Consider the following 19191-nt stretch of genomic DNA (forward strand, 5'->3'; position numbering starts at 1 on the left):
GTGGAGGGTTAATCTAGATGTCGACTCAATATCTAAATTCTAATTTGAAAGTATTCTCTTTAAACTCTAATAAGGAACTTGCTGAGCAGATTGCAAAGCATATTGGAGTAGGACTAGGAAAATGTTCTGTTGATCGTTTTAGTGATGGAGAAGTTCAAATTAACATTGAAGAAAGTATCCGTGGTTGCGATGTATTCATTATTCAATCTACAAGCTTCCCAGTAAACGAACATATCATGGAATTACTTATTATGATCGATGCATTAAAACGTGCATCTGCGAAAACAATTAATATTGTTATTCCTTACTATGGTTATGCGCGTCAAGACCGTAAAGCGCGTTCTCGTGAACCAATTACATCGAAACTTGTAGCAAACTTGCTTGAAACAGCAGGTGCAACTCGTGTAATCACTCTAGATTTACATGCTCCACAAATTCAAGGGTTCTTTGATATCCCAATCGACCACTTAATGGGTGTACCGATTCTTTCTGATTACTTTGAAACAAAAGGTCTTAAAGATATCGTAATCGTGTCTCCTGATCATGGTGGTGTAACTCGTGCAAGAAAAATGGCAGATCGTCTAAAAGCGCCAATCGCTATTATTGATAAGCGTCGTCCTCGCCCGAACGTTTCGGAGGTAATGAACATTATCGGTAATATTGAAGGCAAAACAGCGATTTTAATTGATGACATCATTGATACAGCTGGTACAATTACATTAGCAGCAAACGCTCTTGTTGAGAACGGCGCTTCTGAAGTATATGCTTGCTGTACACACCCAGTATTATCTGGTCCAGCAATTGAGCGTATTCAAAATTCAAATATTAAAGAGTTAGTTGTAACGAACTCTATCGTATTACCGGAAGAGAAGAAAATCGACAAAGTACATGAACTTTCAGTTGCTCCATTAATCGGAGAAGCAATCATTCGTGTATACGAAGAAGAATCTGTGAGTGTATTATTCAATTAATTGGATAGAATGAGACGTAACCAAAATTGGTTACGTCTTTTCGTATCGAAAAAAGAAAGTAGTGGTACAAGAATGAAATTGATAGTAGGACTTGGGAACCCAGGTAGAGAATATGAATTAACAAGGCATAATATTGGATTTATGGCCATTGATGAGCTTGCGAAGCGTTGGAACATTTCTTTGAATGAACAAAAATTTAAAGGTGTATTTGGTGCAGGGTTTGTTAATGGAGAAAAGGTAATCTTATTAAAGCCGCTAACATATATGAATTTATCTGGGGAAAGTATTCGTCCACTCATGGATTATTATAAAATTGATGTTGAGGACTTCGTTGTTATGTACGACGATTTAGACATTCCTGTAGGTAAATTACGTCTTCGCATGAAAGGTAGTGCTGGTGGACATAATGGTGTAAAGTCAACGATTTCACACCTAGGAACACAAGAATTTCAACGTATCCGTATGGGAATTGATCGCCCGAAAAATGGAATGAAGGTAGTCGATTATGTATTAGGACGCTTTACATCTGAAGAGATTCCGGATGTTAATCATTCTATTGAAAAAGCAGCGGATGCATGTGAAGAGTGGCTAAATAAGCCTTTTCTCCAAATCATGAATACTTTCAATAGTTAAAAATGAGATTAGGAATAGTTCTCTTTTGTTTTACCCATACTAGTAGTAATTTAATTTTTAGGAGGCTAGTATGGAAGGGTATTATTATTGCAGACACTGCGGAGGTAATGTAGGCTCCATTAACGCAGAAAAAGTATATAGCGACGTTTTATTTCAACTAACAGAGCAAGAAGTAGTAGAGATGATTCATTTTCATGAGAATGGAAATATATATATAAAAACGATTTGTGAATCGTGTCAAGAAACGCTCGCATCTTATCCTGAGTATTATGAATATGAAAAATTTCTGCAATAAAATGTTGTCGCTTTGGCATGTCCAAAGCATTTTTCTGTTTTCCTTTTCCGAAATATTTGCATAAAATAGAATGACTTGCTCTTTATGTTGAGAGGAGTTTTAAAAATGATAGGTTTATTAGAGCAATTTTATAAAAATGAAGAGATACAATCGGTTATTAATGGATTAGAAGATGGGTTAAAGGAACAACTTATATCAGGGATGGCAACGTCTTCTCGTTCATTATTAATGGCGGCTTTATATAAAAAAACAAAAAAATCACAATTAATCGTGACACATAACTTATATCAAGCGCAAAAAGTACATGAAGATTTAGTGGCGTTACTTGGTGAAAAAGATGTGTGGCTATATCCAGTGAATGAACTGATAGCATCGGAAATTGGGGTTGCAAGTCCAGAATTGAAGGCGCAACGTATAGAAGTATTAAATCGTTTGGCTGCGGGAGAGAATGGAATCATTGTAGCTCCAGTGGCAGGATTGCGTAGATTTTTACCAATAAAAGAATTGTGGAAGCAAAAGCAAGTTGAAATCAATCTAGGGCAAGAGATTGATTTAGATGCGCTCTTGCATACTTTACATCATATTGGCTATGAACGTAAGTCGATGGTAGAAGCTCCAGGGGAGTTCAGTTTGCGCGGGGGAATATTAGATATTTATCCTTTAACTGAAGAACTACCATTTCGTATTGAATTCTTCGATACAGAAGTCGATTCTATTCGATTATTTGATGTGGATGAACAGCGTTCTCAAGGAAAAAAAGAAAGCGTTAAGTTTGGTCCGGCAACAGAGTTTTTATTTTCACAGGAAGAATTAAAATCAGGAATTCAGCATCTTGAAGAAGGTTTGACTAAGACGATGCAAAAACTTTCTGATGATAAACTAAAGACTACAGTACTTGAGACGGTAAGTCATGAAATTGAGATGTTGAAAAACGGGCAAAGTATAGAACAGATGTTTAAATACTTATCTATTTTCTATAAAGAACCTGCTAGTCTGATAGATTATTTACCAGAAGACGGTGTTGTAATTTTAGATGAGATTTCCCGTATTCAAGAAACAGCATCACATCTAGAAACAGAAGAGGCGGAATGGTATATATCACTTCTTGGTGAAGGAACAATTATTCAAGATTTATCTTTCTCTCACGCATTCGAGGGATTTCTTCATCATAAAAAAAGAAGTTTTGTATATTTAACGTTATTCTTGCGTCATATTGCACACACACATCCGCAAAATATTGTGAATGTAACATGTAAAACAATGCAAGATTTCCATGGACAGATGAATTTGTTAAAAACAGAAATTGATAGATGGAATGAAGGGCATTTTACGACTGTTGTACTTGGAACAGATGATGAACGTGTGAAAAAATTACAACATATTTTAAGTGATTATGATATTGAGGCAGATATTGTAGAAGGTACAGATATCTTATTGCCTGGAAGGTTACAAATTGCTGTAGGTGATTTACATGCAGGATTTGAAATGCCGATGCAAAAGCTTGTTGTCATTACTGAAAAGGAGCTTTTTCATAAGAAAGTTAAAAAATCACAACGTAAACAAAAGTTATCGAATGCTGAACGTATTAAAAGTTATTCGGAATTAAAAGTTGGAGATTATGTAGTTCATGTAAATCATGGTATAGGTAAATTTTTAGGTATTGAGACATTAGAGATTAATGGTGTTCATAAAGATTATTTAAATATTAAATATCAAGGTAATGATAAGTTATACGTTCCAATTGAACAAATTGATCAAGTCCAAAAATATGTAGGGTCTGAAGGTAAGGATCCAAAAGTTTACAAATTAGGTGGTAATGATTGGAAAAAGGTTAAAACGAAAGTTGAAAAATCTGTACAAGACATTGCGGATGACCTAATTAAACTATATGCTGAACGCGAAGCTTCAAAAGGCTATGCATATACGCCAGATACAGCAGAACAACAAGAGTTCGAATCATCTTTCCCATATCAAGAGACAGAGGATCAGTTACGTTCTATTGACGAGATTAAAAAAGATATGGAACGCGGACGCCCGATGGATAGGCTCCTTTGTGGTGATGTAGGGTATGGAAAGACTGAAGTGGCTATTCGTGCGGCATTTAAAGCAATTATGGATGAAAAACAAGTTGCAATTTTAGTACCGACAACGATTCTTGCGCAGCAACACTATGAAACAATTCGAGAGCGTTTTCAAGATTATCCAATCAATATAGGATTATTAAGTAGATTCCGTACGAGAAAACAACAAAATGAAACGATTAAGGGTTTAAAGGATGGCACAATAGATATTGTAATCGGAACACATCGTATTTTATCTAAAGATGTTGCTTATAAAGATTTAGGGCTTCTTATTATTGATGAAGAACAAAGATTTGGTGTGACGCATAAAGAGAAAATTAAACAATTGAAGGCGAATGTTGACGTATTAACATTAACGGCAACTCCGATTCCGCGGACGCTTCATATGTCTATGCTTGGTGTGCGCGACTTATCTGTTATTGAGACACCGCCAGAAAATCGTTTCCCAGTCCAAACGTATGTAGTAGAGTATAATCCAGCATTAATGCGAGAGGCGATAGAGCGAGAGCTTGCAAGAGGCGGTCAAATTTACTTCCTATATAACCGTGTAGAGGATATTGAAAGAAAAGCAGATGAAATTTCGATGTTAGTTCCAGATGCCCGCGTAACGTACGCACATGGGAAAATGAACGAAAGTGAATTAGAGTCTGTTATGCTATCATTTTTAGAAGGACAGCATGATGTTCTTGTAAGTACAACAATTATTGAGACGGGTGTAGATATTCCGAATGTAAATACGTTAATTGTATTTGATGCAGATCGTATGGGATTATCACAGTTGTATCAGCTTCGTGGGCGTGTTGGACGTTCTAATCGTGTTGCATATGCATACTTTGCCTATAAACGTGACAAAGTGCTGTCAGAGGTTGCAGAGAAGCGTCTGCAAGCAATTAAAGAGTTCACGGAACTTGGATCTGGTTTCAAAATTGCAATGAGAGATTTATCTATTCGTGGAGCGGGTAATTTGTTAGGGGCAGAGCAGCATGGATTTATTGATTCTGTCGGATTTGATCTATATTCTCAAATGTTAAAAGATGCAATTGAACAGCGTAGAGGAACAGATGGGGCTGAAAATACAGTTAATGTTGAAATTGACTTAGAGGTAGATGCATACTTACCAGATGCTTATATTTCAGATAGTAAGCAAAAAATTATGATGTATAAACAATTTAGAGGTGTTTCTGCAATTGAGGATATTGAGGAATTGCAGGAAGAAATGATCGATAGATTCGGTGATTACCCACAAGAAGTTGGTTATTTATTACAAATTGCAAATATTAAAGTATTGGCAATGAAAGAACAAATTGAGTTAATTAAACAGAATAAATTTGAAGTAACATTCCTGTTTTCTGAACAAGCAAGTCAAAATATTGATGGTGGAAAATTATTCATGCTCGGAAATAGTTTTGGACGTATGATCGGTTTAGGAATGGAAGGATCACAATTGAAAATTGTTATGAAAACAAATGGTTTAGAGACATCGAAGTGGTTAACAATTGCTGAAAATTTATTAAAAGGCTTACCAGATGTAAAAAAAGAAGTAATAAATGCCTAAAATAAGATAAAAAAATACAATTCGACGTGCATAGAAGAACTAATGTGTAAAATACTATGTCTAACAGTTGGTGATTTTTACATGAACAGGTAAATTCACCACTTTGATCATCAGTAGAAAGTGAGGCAGCATTAGAATGAAAGCAACTGGAATCGTACGTCGAATTGATGATTTAGGCAGGGTAGTAATCCCGAAGGAAATTCGTAGAACTTTACGTATTCGAGAAGGAGACCCACTAGAAATATTTGTTGATCGCGATGGAGAGGTAATTTTAAAGAAGTATTCTCCAATTAGTGAACTAGGTGATTTTGCAAAAGAATATGCTGAGGCTTTATATGACAGCTTAGGACATAATGTGCTTGTCTGTGATCGAGATTCTATCATCGCAGTATCAGGCGTATCGAAAAAAGAATACTTAAATAAAAGTGTTGGCGATTTAATCGAAAAAACGATGGAAGAACGAAAGTCTGTTATTATGACGGACGAAAGTGATATTTCCATTATCGATGGTGTAACAGAAAAGGTTCATTCTTATACAGTTGGACCGATTATTGCAAACGGAGACCCGATTGGAGCCGTCATTATCTTTTCAAAAGAAGCTATTATAAGCGAAATCGAGCATAAAGCGGTTAATACTGCTGCCAGTTTCTTAGCGAAACAAATGGAACAGTAAGGGTGTATAATTTTAGAAGTAGCAATCTTTCCTAATTATGATCTTTCTTTTTGAGAAATCAATTATTTGGAGATATATGTATATTGAATGAAGGTAGCGCTTTGCTACCTTTTTTCGTTGAGTATTTTTAACGGTGCAGGAACCTATTATTACCCGTAGTGGTAAGGCAGCTTGTTCATTTCTTTATGATATAATACGAGAGGTGAGAATAGAAAAAGGAGTTTTCTTGTATGGAGGCGAAGAAGTATCAAGCCTTTTGGCGTGGGGCTATTATATTAACGATTGCAAGTTTTGTTACAAAAATATTAAGCGCTTTTTACCGTATTCCATATCAAAATATAGCGGGTGATATTGGTTTTTATATTTACCAACAAATTTACCCGTTTTATGGATTTTGTTTAATTTTAGCTACTTATGGGTTTCCTATTATCATTTCGAAAATGGTTGCAGAACGACTAGAGCGGGGAAAACAAAAAGAAGCAGAAGAAATTATTTGTGTATCTTTTTGGTTTTTATTAGGAATTGGTTTTATAGGCTTCTTTACATTGTTTTTGGGGGCTAAAACAATTGCGATAGCTATGGGCGATATATACTTAGATAAGTTACTACGTGTTATTTCATTTTCATTCTTATTGATGCCGTTTTTGTCTGTAGCAAGAGGGTATTTTCAAGGCTTCAATAATATGATGCCAACAGCTGTTTCGCAAGTAATAGAACAAACAATTCGAGTTTCTATTATTGTATTTTTATCGCTATTCCTAATTGCTCACGGATTTGATTTATATACAGTTGGTGCAGGGGCTATGTTAGGCTCAATTGCGGGTGGACTTATTGGGATTATTGTACTTATGTTGTATATGCGTCGAGATTTTCGTTCTATATTTTTCAAAAGTGTAGCGAGAATTAAGGGCAAAAGGAGGATAATTAAAATCCTTTTTTGGCAGGGGTTAGCGATTTGTGTTAGTAATTTAGTGCTTATTTTTATACAGATGGCAGATTCAATATCCTTGTACACCTTACTTATTGGTGCGGGAGAACAGGTTGAAAGTGCAAAGGTATTAAAGGGTGTTTATGATAGAAGTATTCCGCTAATGCAATTAGGTACTGTTGTGACGACTTCTTTCTCGTTGTCACTTATTCCAATTATTACAGCGGCGAAGGAAAGAGGAGATCTTTCCTTTATTCAAGAAAAGGTAAAGTTAGCAATGAAAATAACACTTGTTATTGGACTTGCAGCAGCTATTGGACTAACTTGTATTATTCAACCTACGAATATTATGTTGTTTGAAAATAGTGATGGATCAGATGTTTTATCTATTTTATCTTTATCTATTTTATTTAGTTCGTTGTCAATTACGACGGCTTCTATTTTACAAGGGTTGGGACAAACATTTAAGCCAGCATTATTTGTTGTATTTGGAGGTTGCTTAAAGTTAGCGTTAAATTATATATTTATGCCTTATTTTGGTGTGAAAGGGGCAGCCTTTGCGACTTTGTGTGCGTTAATTATAATTTCTGGGCTAAATAGTTTGTTGCTTATGAGAGCTGTATCAGGATCGCTTATCAATAAGCGAAATATGTTAGGTGTAGTGATTAGTGGTATCTGTATGGGATTTGTATTAATGATGTTCACACGTGTGTTGCAGGTGTCTGGATTAGTAATTGATACGGAACATAGAGGAATCGCGACGCTTGAAGCGTTGCTAGGTGTAGTTGTCGGCGGATTGACATATATGTTTTTAATTTTGAAATTACATGTATTTACAAAAAAAGAATTAGGAACCGTTATGAAACAAGAGAAAAAAGAAGGTTCATTGAAGAAGAGTGGATAGAGGTGACAGATTGTGAGTGGAATCATTACTATTTTAGGTTTAGGTGCTGGTGAATTAGATCAGCTAACGATGGGTGTATATCGAAAGATAAAAGAAGCAGATCATCTGTTTGTTAGGACGAAGGAACATCCAGTTATAGAAGAATTGGAGAAAGAAGGCGTACAATATACGGCTTTTGATGATGTATATGAAGCGCATGATACGTTTGAAATTGTATATGAAACAATTGCGAATAAATTGCTAGAACAAGCTGAAGGTACAGAAATTATCTATGCTGTTCCAGGGCATCCGCTTGTAGCAGAAAGAACAGTTCAGCTACTGTTGGAAAAAGGTGAAGATTCAAATGTTGAAGTGCGAATTGAGGGTGGACAAAGTTTCCTTGATCCTATGTTTGCAAGCCTAAAGATTGATCCAATTGAAGGATTTCAATTACTTGACGCTACATCATTTAAAAGAGGACAATTAGAATTACGTCAACATCTAATCTTTTGCCAAGTATATGATGCATTCGTTGCATCTGATGTGAAATTAACATTAATGGAGATGTTGCCGGATGATTATGAAGTGTATATCGTAACAGCTGCAGGAACTTCATTTGAACAAGTAAAGAAGGTACCGTTGTATATGTTAGATCATGAAACGGAATTGAATAATTTAACGAGTGTGTATGTGCCGCCAGTTCAGGAGCGTGCATCCTTGTATCAACAGTTCGATGTACTTAGAGAAATTATTGCAGAACTTCGAGGCCCAAATGGTTGTCCGTGGGATAAAAAGCAAACACATCAATCATTAAAGAAATATTTAATTGAGGAAGCTTATGAAGTATTGGAAGCAATTGATGAAGAGGATGATGATCACTTAGTAGAAGAATTAGGTGATATATTATTACAAGTTATGCTTCATGCTCAAATTGGAGAAGATGAAGGTTGGTTTTCTATAGATGATATCATTCGAACTCTATCTGAGAAAATGGTTCGTCGCCATCCACATGTATTTGGAAATACGGATGTAAACAATGCTGATGAAGTGATTGCCAATTGGGAAGAAATTAAAAAACAAGAAAAAGGATTCGTGAAAGAATCTGTTTTAAATGGCGTTCCAAAAAGTTTGCCGCAGTTACTACGCGCCTATGAAATTCAGAAGAAAGCTGGTAAGGTTGGATTTGATTGGGTTGATGTGCAGCCTATGATAGAGAAAGCTTTGGAAGAATGGCAAGAGTTCCAACAAGAAGTTACAAACATGGATGAGGAAAAGATGCTAGGTGAGTTTGGTGATTTACTATTTGCATTTGTTAATATAGCTCGTCATTATAAAATAGATCCAGAAGAGGCGTTACGTTCAACTAATGAGAAATTTACTGGTCGTTTTTTATACATGGAGGCAAAAGTAGCTGAAATGAATAAAGAGATGGAAGATTTATCATTAGAACAGTTAGATGTTTTATGGGAAGAAGCGAAACAAACAGAGCGTTAATAGGGGGATTTGAGATGCGTCTAGATAAGTTTTTAAAAGTGTCACGTTTAATTAAAAGAAGAACATTAGCGAAAGAAGTAGCTGATCAAGGAAGAATATCTATTAATGGTCAAGTGGCAAAAGCAAGTTCGGATGTGAAAGTAGCTGATGAATTAACAATTCGTTTTGGTCAAAAAATAGTGACTGTAAAAATAAATGAATTGAAAGAAACAACTAAAAAAGAAGATGCAGCAAATATGTATAGCTTAGTTCGCGAAGAAAAAGTAAAAGCGGAAGAAGGCTTGTTCTAAAATCATTTATCCCCTCATACATTACTATTAGCTAGTAAAAACCTATGGGGGGATTTACGTGAATAATGGTTACTCACCTACGTCTTCTAATCAACAAAATGTTTCTGTGGAGCATGATATTATTATGCGTGGAAGGCGTGTAATTGATATTACTGGTGTGAAGCAGGTAGAGAGTTTTGATAGCGAAGAGTTTTTACTCGAAACCGTAATGGGTTTTTTAACGATTCGTGGTCAAAATTTACAAATGAAAAATTTAGATGTAGAAAAAGGTATTGTGTCGATTAAAGGGAAAGTTCATGAGATGCTGTATATTGATGAAAATCAAGGAGAAAAAACTAAAGGTTTCTTTAGTAAGTTGTTTAAATGAGCTTAACAATTCAGTTGTATACAATGCTTTCAATGATTGGAATGGGTGCTTGGATTGGAGCATCTTTAGATACATATCAACGTTTTTTAAAGCGTCAAGAACGTAAACGTTGGCTTGTATTTATACATGATATACTATTTTGGATTGTCCAAGCATTATTTGTCTTTTATGTATTGCTTCTCGTAAATGAAGCTGAGTTACGTATATATGTGTTTTTGGCATTATTATGTGGTTTTGCGGCATATCAAAGCTTACTGAAAGCACTATACATGAAGCTGTTAAATTTTCTCATCTATATTTTTATGCAAACAACATATTTTTTTGTTCGAATTATACAGCTACTCATGATAAAACCTGTTATTATTATAGCGCAGCTATTTATTGCATTTATATTATTCTTATTTCGTATACTGCTTTCAATTGGACATGTGTTATGGAAAATGGTGATTTGGATATTACTTTTCATATGGAAAGTTTTTTTCTGGCCTGTTCGATTTATTGCTTCGCTCATATGGAAACTTCTCCCTAATCGTGTTAAACTTTTTATAGTGAAACATATAGGGTTCCTGCAATATATAGCAAAATTGAAGGGACATATCTTCCAAATATGGGAGCGTATAAAAAAGAAGTTAGGGGGACCTCGGAAATGAGGGAACTGAGACAAAGAACAATCGAAAAACAGAGTCCAAATCCTGTTAAAGAGCATATAATACAAACGGATGAGAACAGGAAGCGACTTTATCGCCGTTTAGCGGTTTTTCTTGTCTTTACTTTTACAATTATTGCGAGTATTAGTGTAACGTTTTATCAACAAAACAGTTCCATTAAAGCAAAAGAAGCAAAAGTTAAGGACATGAAAAAAGAACTGGATTCATTAACGAATAAAGAAAAAAGTCTAAAAGACGAAGTTCAAAAGTTAAATGATGAAGAGTACGTATTAAAGATTGCTAGAAGGGATTATTTCTTCTCTGGTAAAGGGGAGATAATTTTTCCTGTTTCGAAGTAGAGTATGTCTTATTGACACTATATTTTAGGATTATATATAATAAAGTAAAATTTGACTTTTTAACCACTAAGGAGGAGCATTTTTTTTATGTCAATCGAGGTAGGCAGCAAGTTACAGGGTAAAGTAACAGGTATTACAAATTTTGGGGCTTTTGTGGAGCTGCCAGAAGGCTTAACTGGTCTTGTTCATATTAGTGAAGTTGCTGATAACTATGTAAAAGATATTAACGATCACTTAAAAGTGGGCGACCAAGTAGAAGTAAAAGTTATTAATGTTGAAAAAGATGGAAAGATTGGTTTATCTATCAAAAAAGCGAAAGAACGTGAAAAAACAGAAGGAGATCGTCCACGCGGTGAATATCAACGCGGTGGTGATCAACAACGTTCTGGACGTCCACAACGTAATAATCGCTCTTTCAACAGAGATAATCGCGGTGGCGGTAACGACCGAGCTCCAAAAGAAACATTTGAGCAAAAGATGGCACGCTTCTTAAAGGATAGTGAAGATCGTTTAACTTCTTTAAAGCGTAACACAGAGTCTAAACGTGGTGGCCGTGGCGCACGTCGCGGATAATAAGGCCGTTTAGTTTTTAACATATAGAGAGGTACCCAGAGTGATGGCTCAGGGTACTTTTTTATATGTTAAAATATATTTTTAAAAATTTTTCAAGATATGTTGACTTTAAATAATATCTGATGTAAGATACTAATTGTCCGTTAAATACGACGACATGGCGGTGTAGCTCAGCTGGCTAGAGCGTACGGTTCATACCCGTGAGGTCGGGGGTTCGATCCCCTCCGCCGCTATATTTAATTTAACGGCCCGTTGGTCAAGTGGTTAAGACACCGCCCTTTCACGGCGGTAACACGGGTTCGAATCCCGTACGGGTCATCTAAAAAGATCATGCAAATTTGCATGATCTTTTTTTGTTAAATGGATTAAGACATACAACACTTCTACAAAAACACCCTATATTTTCTGAATATTTAATTAAAAAATTCAAAATAACTTACATACCGTGTATATCTGTAGAGTTATTTCGAATAAAAAGTCGAACGATTATAAAAGTGAAAACTGTTGTTTTGACAAAAATCCCAACAATCATCTTTTATAATGACAGTAATTAAACTATGCAGGTGGTGTTAAAAGTATGCCTAAAGCAGGAAGGAATACTATGAATACAAGTGCATTGGCAATGAATGAGAGTCAGCTTGGAGGAATAAAGTGGACGAGTAAGTTGCGAATGAAATTTGAACAAGTTTTCTTTAGATGGGGATTTATTATTGTTGTTATTGGTTTTCTTTTGGGAAGAGCATATATATTAACAAATATTTTACCGTTTGCACTACCGTTTTTTGCTGCTGTCTATGTTATGAAGCGGGATAAGATGCCGCTAGCATTTTTAGCTCTAATGGGAGGAGCTCTTTCAGTCTCGATAGATAATTTATTTTTTACTTTTGCATCTATCTTTACTTTCTTCATTTATAATATCTTCTTTAGTAGATTTACACGTAAAACCGTTGGACTTGTTCCATTTCAAGTATTTATCTCCGCATTAACCGCACACTTAGTTGTTGTATATTTTGCACAACAAACTGTCACCATGTACGATTTACTCGTTAGTACCATTGAGGCTGGGCTTAGTTTCGTATTAACTATGATATTTTTACAAAGTGTCCCGCTTTTAGTGGAAAGGAAAGGAAAACAACAGGCGTTAGAGACGGAAGAAATTGTTTGTTTGATTATATTACTAGCATCTGTTTTAACGGGTACAACAGATTGGTTTGTATATGATGCTTCTATTCAACATATTTTTACAAGGTATTTAGTACTAGTATTTGCATTTATTGCGGGTGCTGCTACAGGATCTACAGTGGGGGTCGTAACAGGATTGATATTAAGTTTAGCAAATGTATCTAGCTTGTCTCAGCTTAGCCTTCTTGCTTTTTCTGGATTGCTTGGTGGGTTGTTAAAAGAAGGGAAGCGTTTAGGTGTTAGTTTAGGTTTATTAATTGGGACAAGCTTAATTACATTATATGTAGACAAACAGACAAATATTGTAACGACTTTAATTGAGTCAGCCGTAGCGATTGCTATCTTCTTATTAACGCCAAAGCTTGTTTTGGATCGTATTGCTAAATTTATGCCAGGTACACAAGAGCATTCGCAAGATCAACAACAATATTTAAGAAGGATGCGTGATGTTACAGCGAACAAAATCAACCAATTTGCAAATGTATTTGCTGCTTTATCTAATAGCTTTTCTGTATATGGGTATGTAGAGGAAGAAGATAAAGAGACAGAAGCAGATTTGTTTTTGAGTACAATTACTGCGAAAACATGTCAAACATGCTTTAAAAAGGATCAATGCTGGGTAGTGAATTTTGATAAAACGTACGATTATATGAAACAAATAATGAGTGAAACGGAAGAAGGAACCCTGCAACATAATCGTAAATTAGTTCGTGAGTGGGACAAGCATTGTGTGAGAGGGAAAAAAGTGACGGATTTAGTAGCAGGTGAATTAGATCATTTCTATGAGGGACAAAAATTACGAAAACAAATGAAGGAAAATCGTAGAATAGTTGCGGAGCAACTATTAGGTGTATCAAAGGTTATGGAGGATTTTGCTAAGGAGATACAACGAGAGCGTGAAAATCATCAGGTGCAGGAAGAACAGATTATGCAAGCATTCCGTGATTTTGGTGTCGAAGTAGAGCATGTTGATATCTATTGTTTAGATAGAGGAAGTATTGATATTGAAATGTTGATTCCAGTTGCATCTAATGAACATGGTGAATGTGAAAAGTTAGTTGCACCGATGCTTTCGGATATCCTTAAAGAAAATATTGTCGTTAAACATGAAGAAAAGTCTTCTTATCCGAATGGCCACAGTTTAATATCATTCGGTTCGGCGAAGACGTATTCTCTTGATACGGGATTGGCCACAGCCGCAAAGGGCGGGGGATTTGTTTCGGGTGACTCTTATGCGATGATGGATTTAAGTGTTGGCAAATATGCACTTGCGATTAGTGATGGTATGGGGAATGGGCAAAGAGCTCATATGGAAAGTAAGGAAACGGTGAAATTATTACAAAAAATACTCCAATCCGGTATTGACGAAGAAATAGCGATTAAGTCTATTAATTCAATTCTTTCTTTGAGAACGACGGAAGAGATGTTTACGACATTAGACTTAGCTATGGTAGATTTGCGAGATGCGAGTGCAAGGTTTTTAAAAATCGGATCAACGCCGAGTTTTGTTAAACGCGCGAACAATATTTTGAAAATTGAAGCAAGTAATTTGCCGATGGGAATCATCGAAGATGTTGAAGTTGATGTGGTGGGTGAACAATTAAAAACGGGCGATATCCTTATTATGATGAGCGATGGAATTTTTGAGGGAGCGCAGCATGTAGAGAATCATGAATTGTGGATGAAACGAAAAATTAAAGAATTACAAACCGAAGACCCGCAAGAAATTGCTGATATCATTATGGAAGAAGTGATTCGCTCTTGTGATGGTTATATAAATGATGATATGACTATTGTAGTGGCAAAAGTGAAGAAAAATATGCCGAAGTGGGCTACGATTCCGATTGTAGGAATGCAGGCGCAGTAAAATGTAAGTGGAATATTTATCTATAATTTGATTTTAAAAACCTAGGCGAATACCTAGGTTTTTTTGTGGGAAAAGGTAATGCTATTGATTTTGTGAATACAGACGGAGGATGTAAGATAAAAATGTAGTTTTTGTATATCTTTTTTTTGCACAATGTTTGTAAAAGTTGTACCATTATAGACAAGGCGACTAATGTTGCTGTTCTTGTTTAATGAAAGGTGATTGCGAAGTTGAAAGATACATTTGTTGAAAAAGTAGATGACTTTGTAAAGCAGCATGATGTATTAAAGAATGATTCAACAATTGTTGTGGGAGTTTCTGGTGGTCCTGACTCGTTAGCCCTTTTATATTATTTATTAGAAAAAAGAGCGGAAAAACAGTTGGAAATTGTAGTAGCTCATGTGGATCATATGTTTAGAGGTGATGAATCTCATGAGGATTTACAGTTTGTGCAGGACCTTTGTGAAGAACTGGGAATTATTTGTGAAACGATAAGGATTAATGTATCACAATATCAACAGCAATACGGGATGAATGCACAGGTTGCTGCTAGGGAATGCAGATATGCATTTTTGGAAAGAATAATGAAGAAATATGATGCAAGATATGTTGCTCTTGGACATCATGGAGATGATCAAGTAGAGACGATTTTAATGCGTCTTGTAAGAGGGAGTACTCCGAAAGGATATGCAGGAATTGCAGTGAAGCGTCCTTTTCATAATGGATATTTAATTAGGCCGTTACTTGGGGTAACGAAGGAAGAAATTGTTGATTACTGTAATAAGCTAAATTTAATTCCACGTATAGATCCGAGTAATAAAAAGGAAGTATATACAAGGAATCGATTACGTAAATATGTCCTTCCTCACTTAAAAGAAGAAAATCCACAAATGCATGAGAAATTCCAAAAATTTAGCGTGCAGATGCAAGAGGATGAGGCTTATTTGCAGGAATTAGCTTTTGAGAAAATGAATAAAGTAATTACAAAAAAAAGTGATAAACAAATTAGCTTATCAATTCCTGCCTTTGAATCCATGTCTATGCCTTTACAAAGAAGAGGGATTCAACTAATATTAAACTATCTTTATGAATATAAGATTCCATCTTCTCTTTCTTCTATACATATTGACAAGGTGATTGAGTTTTTTAAGCGGACACAACCTTCAGGTTCACTTGATTTTCCAGGTGATTTGAAAATTGTTCGCACATACGAGGAGTGTAGCTTTAGATTTAAACAAGAAATCGTCTCTCCTTTTTTGCAAGATTTATCAGTACCCGGGATCATTACACTATTGAACGGGGATGAATTTGTAACAGAGGTGAGCGAAGATATACCAAGTAACATGAATGAAACAGTATTTGTTGCTAAGTATAATGATATATCATATCCACTTCGTATTCGTTCTAGGGAAAATGGAGATCGCATGTCAATACAAGGTATGGATGGCACGAAAAAGATAAAAGCTATTTTTATCGAAGCGAAAGTACCAAAAGAAAAAAGGGAAGAATGGCCGGTCGTTTGTGATGCAAGTGGGAACATTATTTGGGTACCCTTGTTGAAGCGATCTGCATTTGCAATTTCGAAAGAGATGGCAAAGAAGGGTAAATATATGATTATTCACTACAAAAGCAAGGAGTCTTCCGGGAGGATAATGAAATGATGAATCAAGATATCGAAAAAGTATTAATTTCTGAAGAACAAATACAAGAAAAGGTGCGCGAACTAGGTGCAGTTATTGCAGAGGATTATAAAAACACAGTACCTCTTGCAATTGGTGTATTAAAAGGCGCAATGCCATTTATGGCAGATTTATTAAAGAGAACAGATACATATCTTGAAATGGATTTTATGGCTGTATCTAGTTATGGTCACTCTACAGTTTCAACAGGCGAAGTGAAAATTTTAAAAGACCTTGATACTTCTGTAGAAGGTCGCGATATTTTAATCGTCGAAGATATTATTGATAGTGGTCTTACACTAAGCTACTTAGTAGACTTATTCAAATATCGTAAAGCGAAGTCTGTAAAAATTGTTACATTATTAGATAAGCCAACAGGCCGTAAGGTTGATCTGAAAGCGGATTATGTTGGATTTACTGTTCCACATGAATTTGTAGTAGGATATGGATTAGATTATAAAGAGCAGTACCGTAATCTTCCTTATGTAGGCGTATTAAAACCAAGCGTTTACTCAAATTAATTAAATACAGGCTTTACAATTGTATAGGAAAGTTTTTCTATGTTACGATTTACTATAGTGTTTATGCCGTGAGAGGAGGTTAGGAATGAATCGTATCTTCCGTAATACCATCTTTTATTTACTGATATTCTTAGTAGTAATTGGAATCGTGAGCTATTTTAATGGTTCGACACAAAAAACGACATCAGTTAGCTACGACAAATTCATTACTAAACTAGAAAGCGGTGAAGTGCGTAATGTGCAACTTCAACCGAAAAATGGTGTATTTGAGGTAAAAGGACAATTCAATAACTCTAGCCAAGGAGAACAATTTGTTACTTATGCACCAAATACTGAGGAATTACAAAAGAAAATCAATGATAAAGCGAAAGGTGCCGAAGTTAAGTATCAACCAGCAGAAGAAACAAGTGCTTGGGTAACATTCTTTACTTCAATCATTCCGTTTGTCATCATCTTCATTTTATTCTTCTTCTTATTAAATCAAGCTCAAGGCGGCGGTAGCCGTGTTATGAACTTCGGGAAAAGTAAGGCGAAGTTATATAATGATGAAAAGAAAAAAGTTCGTTTCAGAGATGTTGCTGGAGCGGATGAAGAGAAACAAGAACTTGTTGAGGTAGTTGAATTCTTAAAAGACCCTCGTAAGTTTTCTGAAGTTGGTGCCCGTATTCCGAAGGGTGTCCTATTAGTTGGACCTCCAGGTACAGGTAAAACTTTATTAGCACGTGCTGTTGCAGGTGAGGCTGGCGTTCCATTCTTCTCTATCAGTGGTTCTGACTTTGTAGAGATGTTTGTCGGTGTCGGTGCATCACGTGTACGTGATTTATTTGAAAATGCAAAGAAAAATGCTCCTTGTATCATTTTCATTGATGAAATTGATGCAGTAGGTCGTCAACGTGGTGCAGGTCTTGGTGGTGGTCATGATGAGCGTGAGCAAACATTGAACCAGTTACTTGTTGAAATGGATGGATTCGGTGCAAACGAAGGTATTATTATCATTGCTGCGACAAACCGTCCAGACATTCTTGACCCAGCGTTATTACGTCCAGGTCGTTTTGACCGTCAAATTACAGTAGATCGTCCAGATGTAAATGGCCGTGAAGCTGTACTGAAAGTACATGCGCGTAATAAACCGCTTGATGAGCATATTAATTTAAGAGCAATTGCGACTCGTACACCAGGATTCTCTGGTGCGGATCTTGAAAACTTATTAAACGAAGCTGCTTTAGTAGCTGCACGTCGAGATAAGAAGAAAATTGATATGAGTGATATCGATGAAGCAACGGATCGTGTTATTGCAGGTCCAGCTAAGAAAAGTCGTGTTATCTCTGAAAAAGAACGTAATATCGTTGCTTTCCATGAAGCAGGCCATACTGTAATTGGTGTTGTTCTTGATGAAGCTGATGTCGTTCATAAAGTAACAATTGTCCCTCGTGGTCAAGCTGGTGGATATGCGGTAATGCTTCCGAAGGAAGATCGTTACTTCATGACAAAGCCAGAGTTACTTGATAAAATCACTGGTTTACTTGGTGGTCGAGTAGCTGAGGAGATTGTATTTGGTGAAGCAAGTACAGGTGCTCACAATGACTTCCAACGTGCGACTGGTATTGCAAGACGTATGGTTACGGAATTCGGTATGAGTGATAAGCTTGGACCGATGCAATTTGGTAGCTCACAAGGTGGTCAGGTATTCTTAGGAAGAGACTTCCATTCAGAACAAAACTACAGTGATGCAATTGCGCATGAAATTGATGTGGAAATGCAAACGATTATTAAAGACTGTTATGCTCGTGCGAAACAAATTCTTACTGAAAAACGAGATAAGCTTGATATTATCGCAAAAACGTTACTTGAAGTAGAAACATTAGATGCAGAGCAAATTAATCATTTATATGATTATGGCAGATTACCTGAGCGTCCAACATCTTCAGATGATGTGAAAGTAAACATCAATATGAAGAAAGACGATGAAGATAAAGAAGATAAGTAAGAAATGAAGGAGTGACTATCGTCACTCCTTTTTTGTTTGTTAAGTTTTTTGCTAATTACTATTGAGGGTTTAGTGGATAAAGTAATTTAAGTAAAACTAGTATTAAAAATTGAAATAGAGAGCAATCTTTTTGTAAAATGATGAGGATAGGAAAGCTGATTATATAAGTATGTGTGATATGATGTTTTTATAAGTTTTATACATAC

Annotated in this window: 16 protein-coding genes and 2 tRNA genes; all 18 read left to right on the forward strand. The window is 35.7% G+C overall.

What is annotated here, in order from left to right; translation table 11 throughout:
* Window positions 1-17: 17 nt before the first annotated feature.
* The 18 genes from MHI26_RS00285 (at window position 18) to ftsH (ending at window position 18985) form a co-directional block, all read left to right on the forward strand.
* Window positions 18-971, forward strand: a complete 954-nt coding sequence (locus MHI26_RS00285; RefSeq protein ID WP_000107420.1) for a ribose-phosphate diphosphokinase — start codon at window positions 18-20, stop codon at window positions 969-971.
* A gap of 72 nt (window positions 972-1043) precedes the next feature.
* Entirely contained in the window at window positions 1044-1604 is a 561-nt protein-coding gene (gene pth / locus MHI26_RS00290) for an aminoacyl-tRNA hydrolase (RefSeq protein ID WP_000767702.1), read from the forward strand.
* A gap of 70 nt (window positions 1605-1674) precedes the next feature.
* A complete protein-coding gene (locus tag MHI26_RS00295) occupies window positions 1675-1899 on the forward strand; it encodes an anti-sigma-F factor Fin family protein (protein WP_000399438.1) in 225 nt (74 codons plus the stop codon).
* 105 nt (window positions 1900-2004) lie between these two features.
* Entirely contained in the window at window positions 2005-5535 is a 3531-nt protein-coding gene (gene mfd / locus MHI26_RS00300; RefSeq protein ID WP_061666992.1) for a transcription-repair coupling factor, read from the forward strand.
* Window positions 5536-5671: 136 nt separating this feature from the next.
* On the forward strand, window positions 5672-6208 hold the full coding sequence (gene spoVT / locus MHI26_RS00305; protein ID WP_000648305.1) for a stage V sporulation protein T: 537 nt from the start codon (window positions 5672-5674) through the stop codon (window positions 6206-6208).
* A 230-nt stretch (window positions 6209-6438) separates the two neighbouring features.
* Window positions 6439-8040: a putative polysaccharide biosynthesis protein gene (locus MHI26_RS00310; RefSeq protein WP_061666993.1), complete on the forward strand. Its 1602-nt coding sequence runs from the start codon at window positions 6439-6441 to the stop codon at window positions 8038-8040.
* Between the two features lie 12 nt (window positions 8041-8052).
* Window positions 8053-9513, forward strand: coding sequence for a nucleoside triphosphate pyrophosphohydrolase (mazG, locus tag MHI26_RS00315; RefSeq protein ID WP_061666994.1), 1461 nt, complete (start codon window positions 8053-8055; stop codon window positions 9511-9513).
* Window positions 9514-9527: 14 nt separating this feature from the next.
* Entirely contained in the window at window positions 9528-9803 is a 276-nt protein-coding gene (locus MHI26_RS00320; protein ID WP_001234876.1) for an RNA-binding S4 domain-containing protein, read from the forward strand.
* A 58-nt stretch (window positions 9804-9861) separates the two neighbouring features.
* A complete protein-coding gene (yabP, locus tag MHI26_RS00325; protein ID WP_001059105.1) occupies window positions 9862-10170 on the forward strand; it encodes a sporulation protein YabP in 309 nt (102 codons plus the stop codon).
* A complete protein-coding gene (gene yabQ, locus MHI26_RS00330; protein ID WP_000059770.1) occupies window positions 10167-10820 on the forward strand; it encodes a spore cortex biosynthesis protein YabQ in 654 nt (217 codons plus the stop codon). The genes yabP and yabQ overlap by 4 nt, the downstream gene beginning before the upstream one ends.
* On the forward strand, window positions 10817-11176 hold the full coding sequence (gene divIC / locus MHI26_RS00335; RefSeq protein ID WP_001208739.1) for a cell division protein DivIC: 360 nt from the start codon (window positions 10817-10819) through the stop codon (window positions 11174-11176). Before yabQ ends, divIC begins: the two co-directional genes overlap by 4 nt.
* Before the next feature lie 87 nt (window positions 11177-11263).
* Window positions 11264-11749 carry a S1 domain-containing RNA-binding protein gene (locus MHI26_RS00340; RefSeq protein ID WP_000021451.1) on the forward strand — a complete coding sequence of 162 codons (486 nt, stop codon included), beginning with the start codon at window positions 11264-11266 and terminating at the stop codon, window positions 11747-11749.
* A gap of 159 nt (window positions 11750-11908) precedes the next feature.
* Window positions 11909-11982, forward strand: a tRNA-Met gene (locus MHI26_RS00345).
* 13 nt (window positions 11983-11995) lie between these two features.
* A tRNA-Glu gene (locus MHI26_RS00350) sits at window positions 11996-12067 on the forward strand.
* Window positions 12068-12326: 259 nt separating this feature from the next.
* Window positions 12327-14798 (forward strand): stage II sporulation protein E, encoded by a 2472-nt coding sequence (spoIIE, locus tag MHI26_RS00355; protein ID WP_001123549.1) that lies wholly within the window; start codon window positions 12327-12329, stop codon window positions 14796-14798.
* 230 nt (window positions 14799-15028) lie between these two features.
* Entirely contained in the window at window positions 15029-16459 is a 1431-nt protein-coding gene (gene tilS / locus MHI26_RS00360; RefSeq protein ID WP_000655456.1) for a tRNA lysidine(34) synthetase TilS, read from the forward strand.
* Entirely contained in the window at window positions 16456-16998 is a 543-nt protein-coding gene (gene hpt, locus MHI26_RS00365) for a hypoxanthine phosphoribosyltransferase (protein ID WP_000981846.1), read from the forward strand. Before tilS ends, hpt begins: the two co-directional genes overlap by 4 nt.
* Before the next feature lie 85 nt (window positions 16999-17083).
* Window positions 17084-18985: an ATP-dependent zinc metalloprotease FtsH gene (ftsH, locus tag MHI26_RS00370; protein ID WP_001079668.1), complete on the forward strand. Its 1902-nt coding sequence runs from the start codon at window positions 17084-17086 to the stop codon at window positions 18983-18985.
* The last annotated feature ends 206 nt before the right edge of the window (window positions 18986-19191 follow it).

This window comes from Bacillus sp. FSL K6-1218, assembly GCF_038006445.1.
Classification (GTDB): Bacteria; Bacillota; Bacilli; order Bacillales; family Bacillaceae_G; genus Bacillus_A; species Bacillus_A thuringiensis_S.

Coding starts and splice junctions, on each gene's coding strand:
- pth (WP_000767702.1), top strand. CDS start 1,044: ATGAAATTGATAGTAGGACTTGGGAACCCAGGTAGAGAATATGAATTA.
- mfd (WP_061666992.1), top strand. CDS start 2,005: ATGATAGGTTTATTAGAGCAATTTTATAAAAATGAAGAGATACAATCG.
- MHI26_RS00285 (WP_000107420.1), top strand. CDS start 18: ATGTCGACTCAATATCTAAATTCTAATTTGAAAGTATTCTCTTTAAAC.
- spoVT (WP_000648305.1), top strand. CDS start 5,672: ATGAAAGCAACTGGAATCGTACGTCGAATTGATGATTTAGGCAGGGTA.
- yabQ (WP_000059770.1), top strand. CDS start 10,167: ATGAGCTTAACAATTCAGTTGTATACAATGCTTTCAATGATTGGAATG.
- divIC (WP_001208739.1), top strand. CDS start 10,817: ATGAGGGAACTGAGACAAAGAACAATCGAAAAACAGAGTCCAAATCCT.
- hpt (WP_000981846.1), top strand. CDS start 16,456: ATGATGAATCAAGATATCGAAAAAGTATTAATTTCTGAAGAACAAATA.
- spoIIE (WP_001123549.1), top strand. CDS start 12,327: ATGCCTAAAGCAGGAAGGAATACTATGAATACAAGTGCATTGGCAATG.
- MHI26_RS00340 (WP_000021451.1), top strand. CDS start 11,264: ATGTCAATCGAGGTAGGCAGCAAGTTACAGGGTAAAGTAACAGGTATT.
- MHI26_RS00320 (WP_001234876.1), top strand. CDS start 9,528: ATGCGTCTAGATAAGTTTTTAAAAGTGTCACGTTTAATTAAAAGAAGA.
- MHI26_RS00295 (WP_000399438.1), top strand. CDS start 1,675: ATGGAAGGGTATTATTATTGCAGACACTGCGGAGGTAATGTAGGCTCC.
- ftsH (WP_001079668.1), top strand. CDS start 17,084: ATGAATCGTATCTTCCGTAATACCATCTTTTATTTACTGATATTCTTA.
- MHI26_RS00310 (WP_061666993.1), top strand. CDS start 6,439: ATGGAGGCGAAGAAGTATCAAGCCTTTTGGCGTGGGGCTATTATATTA.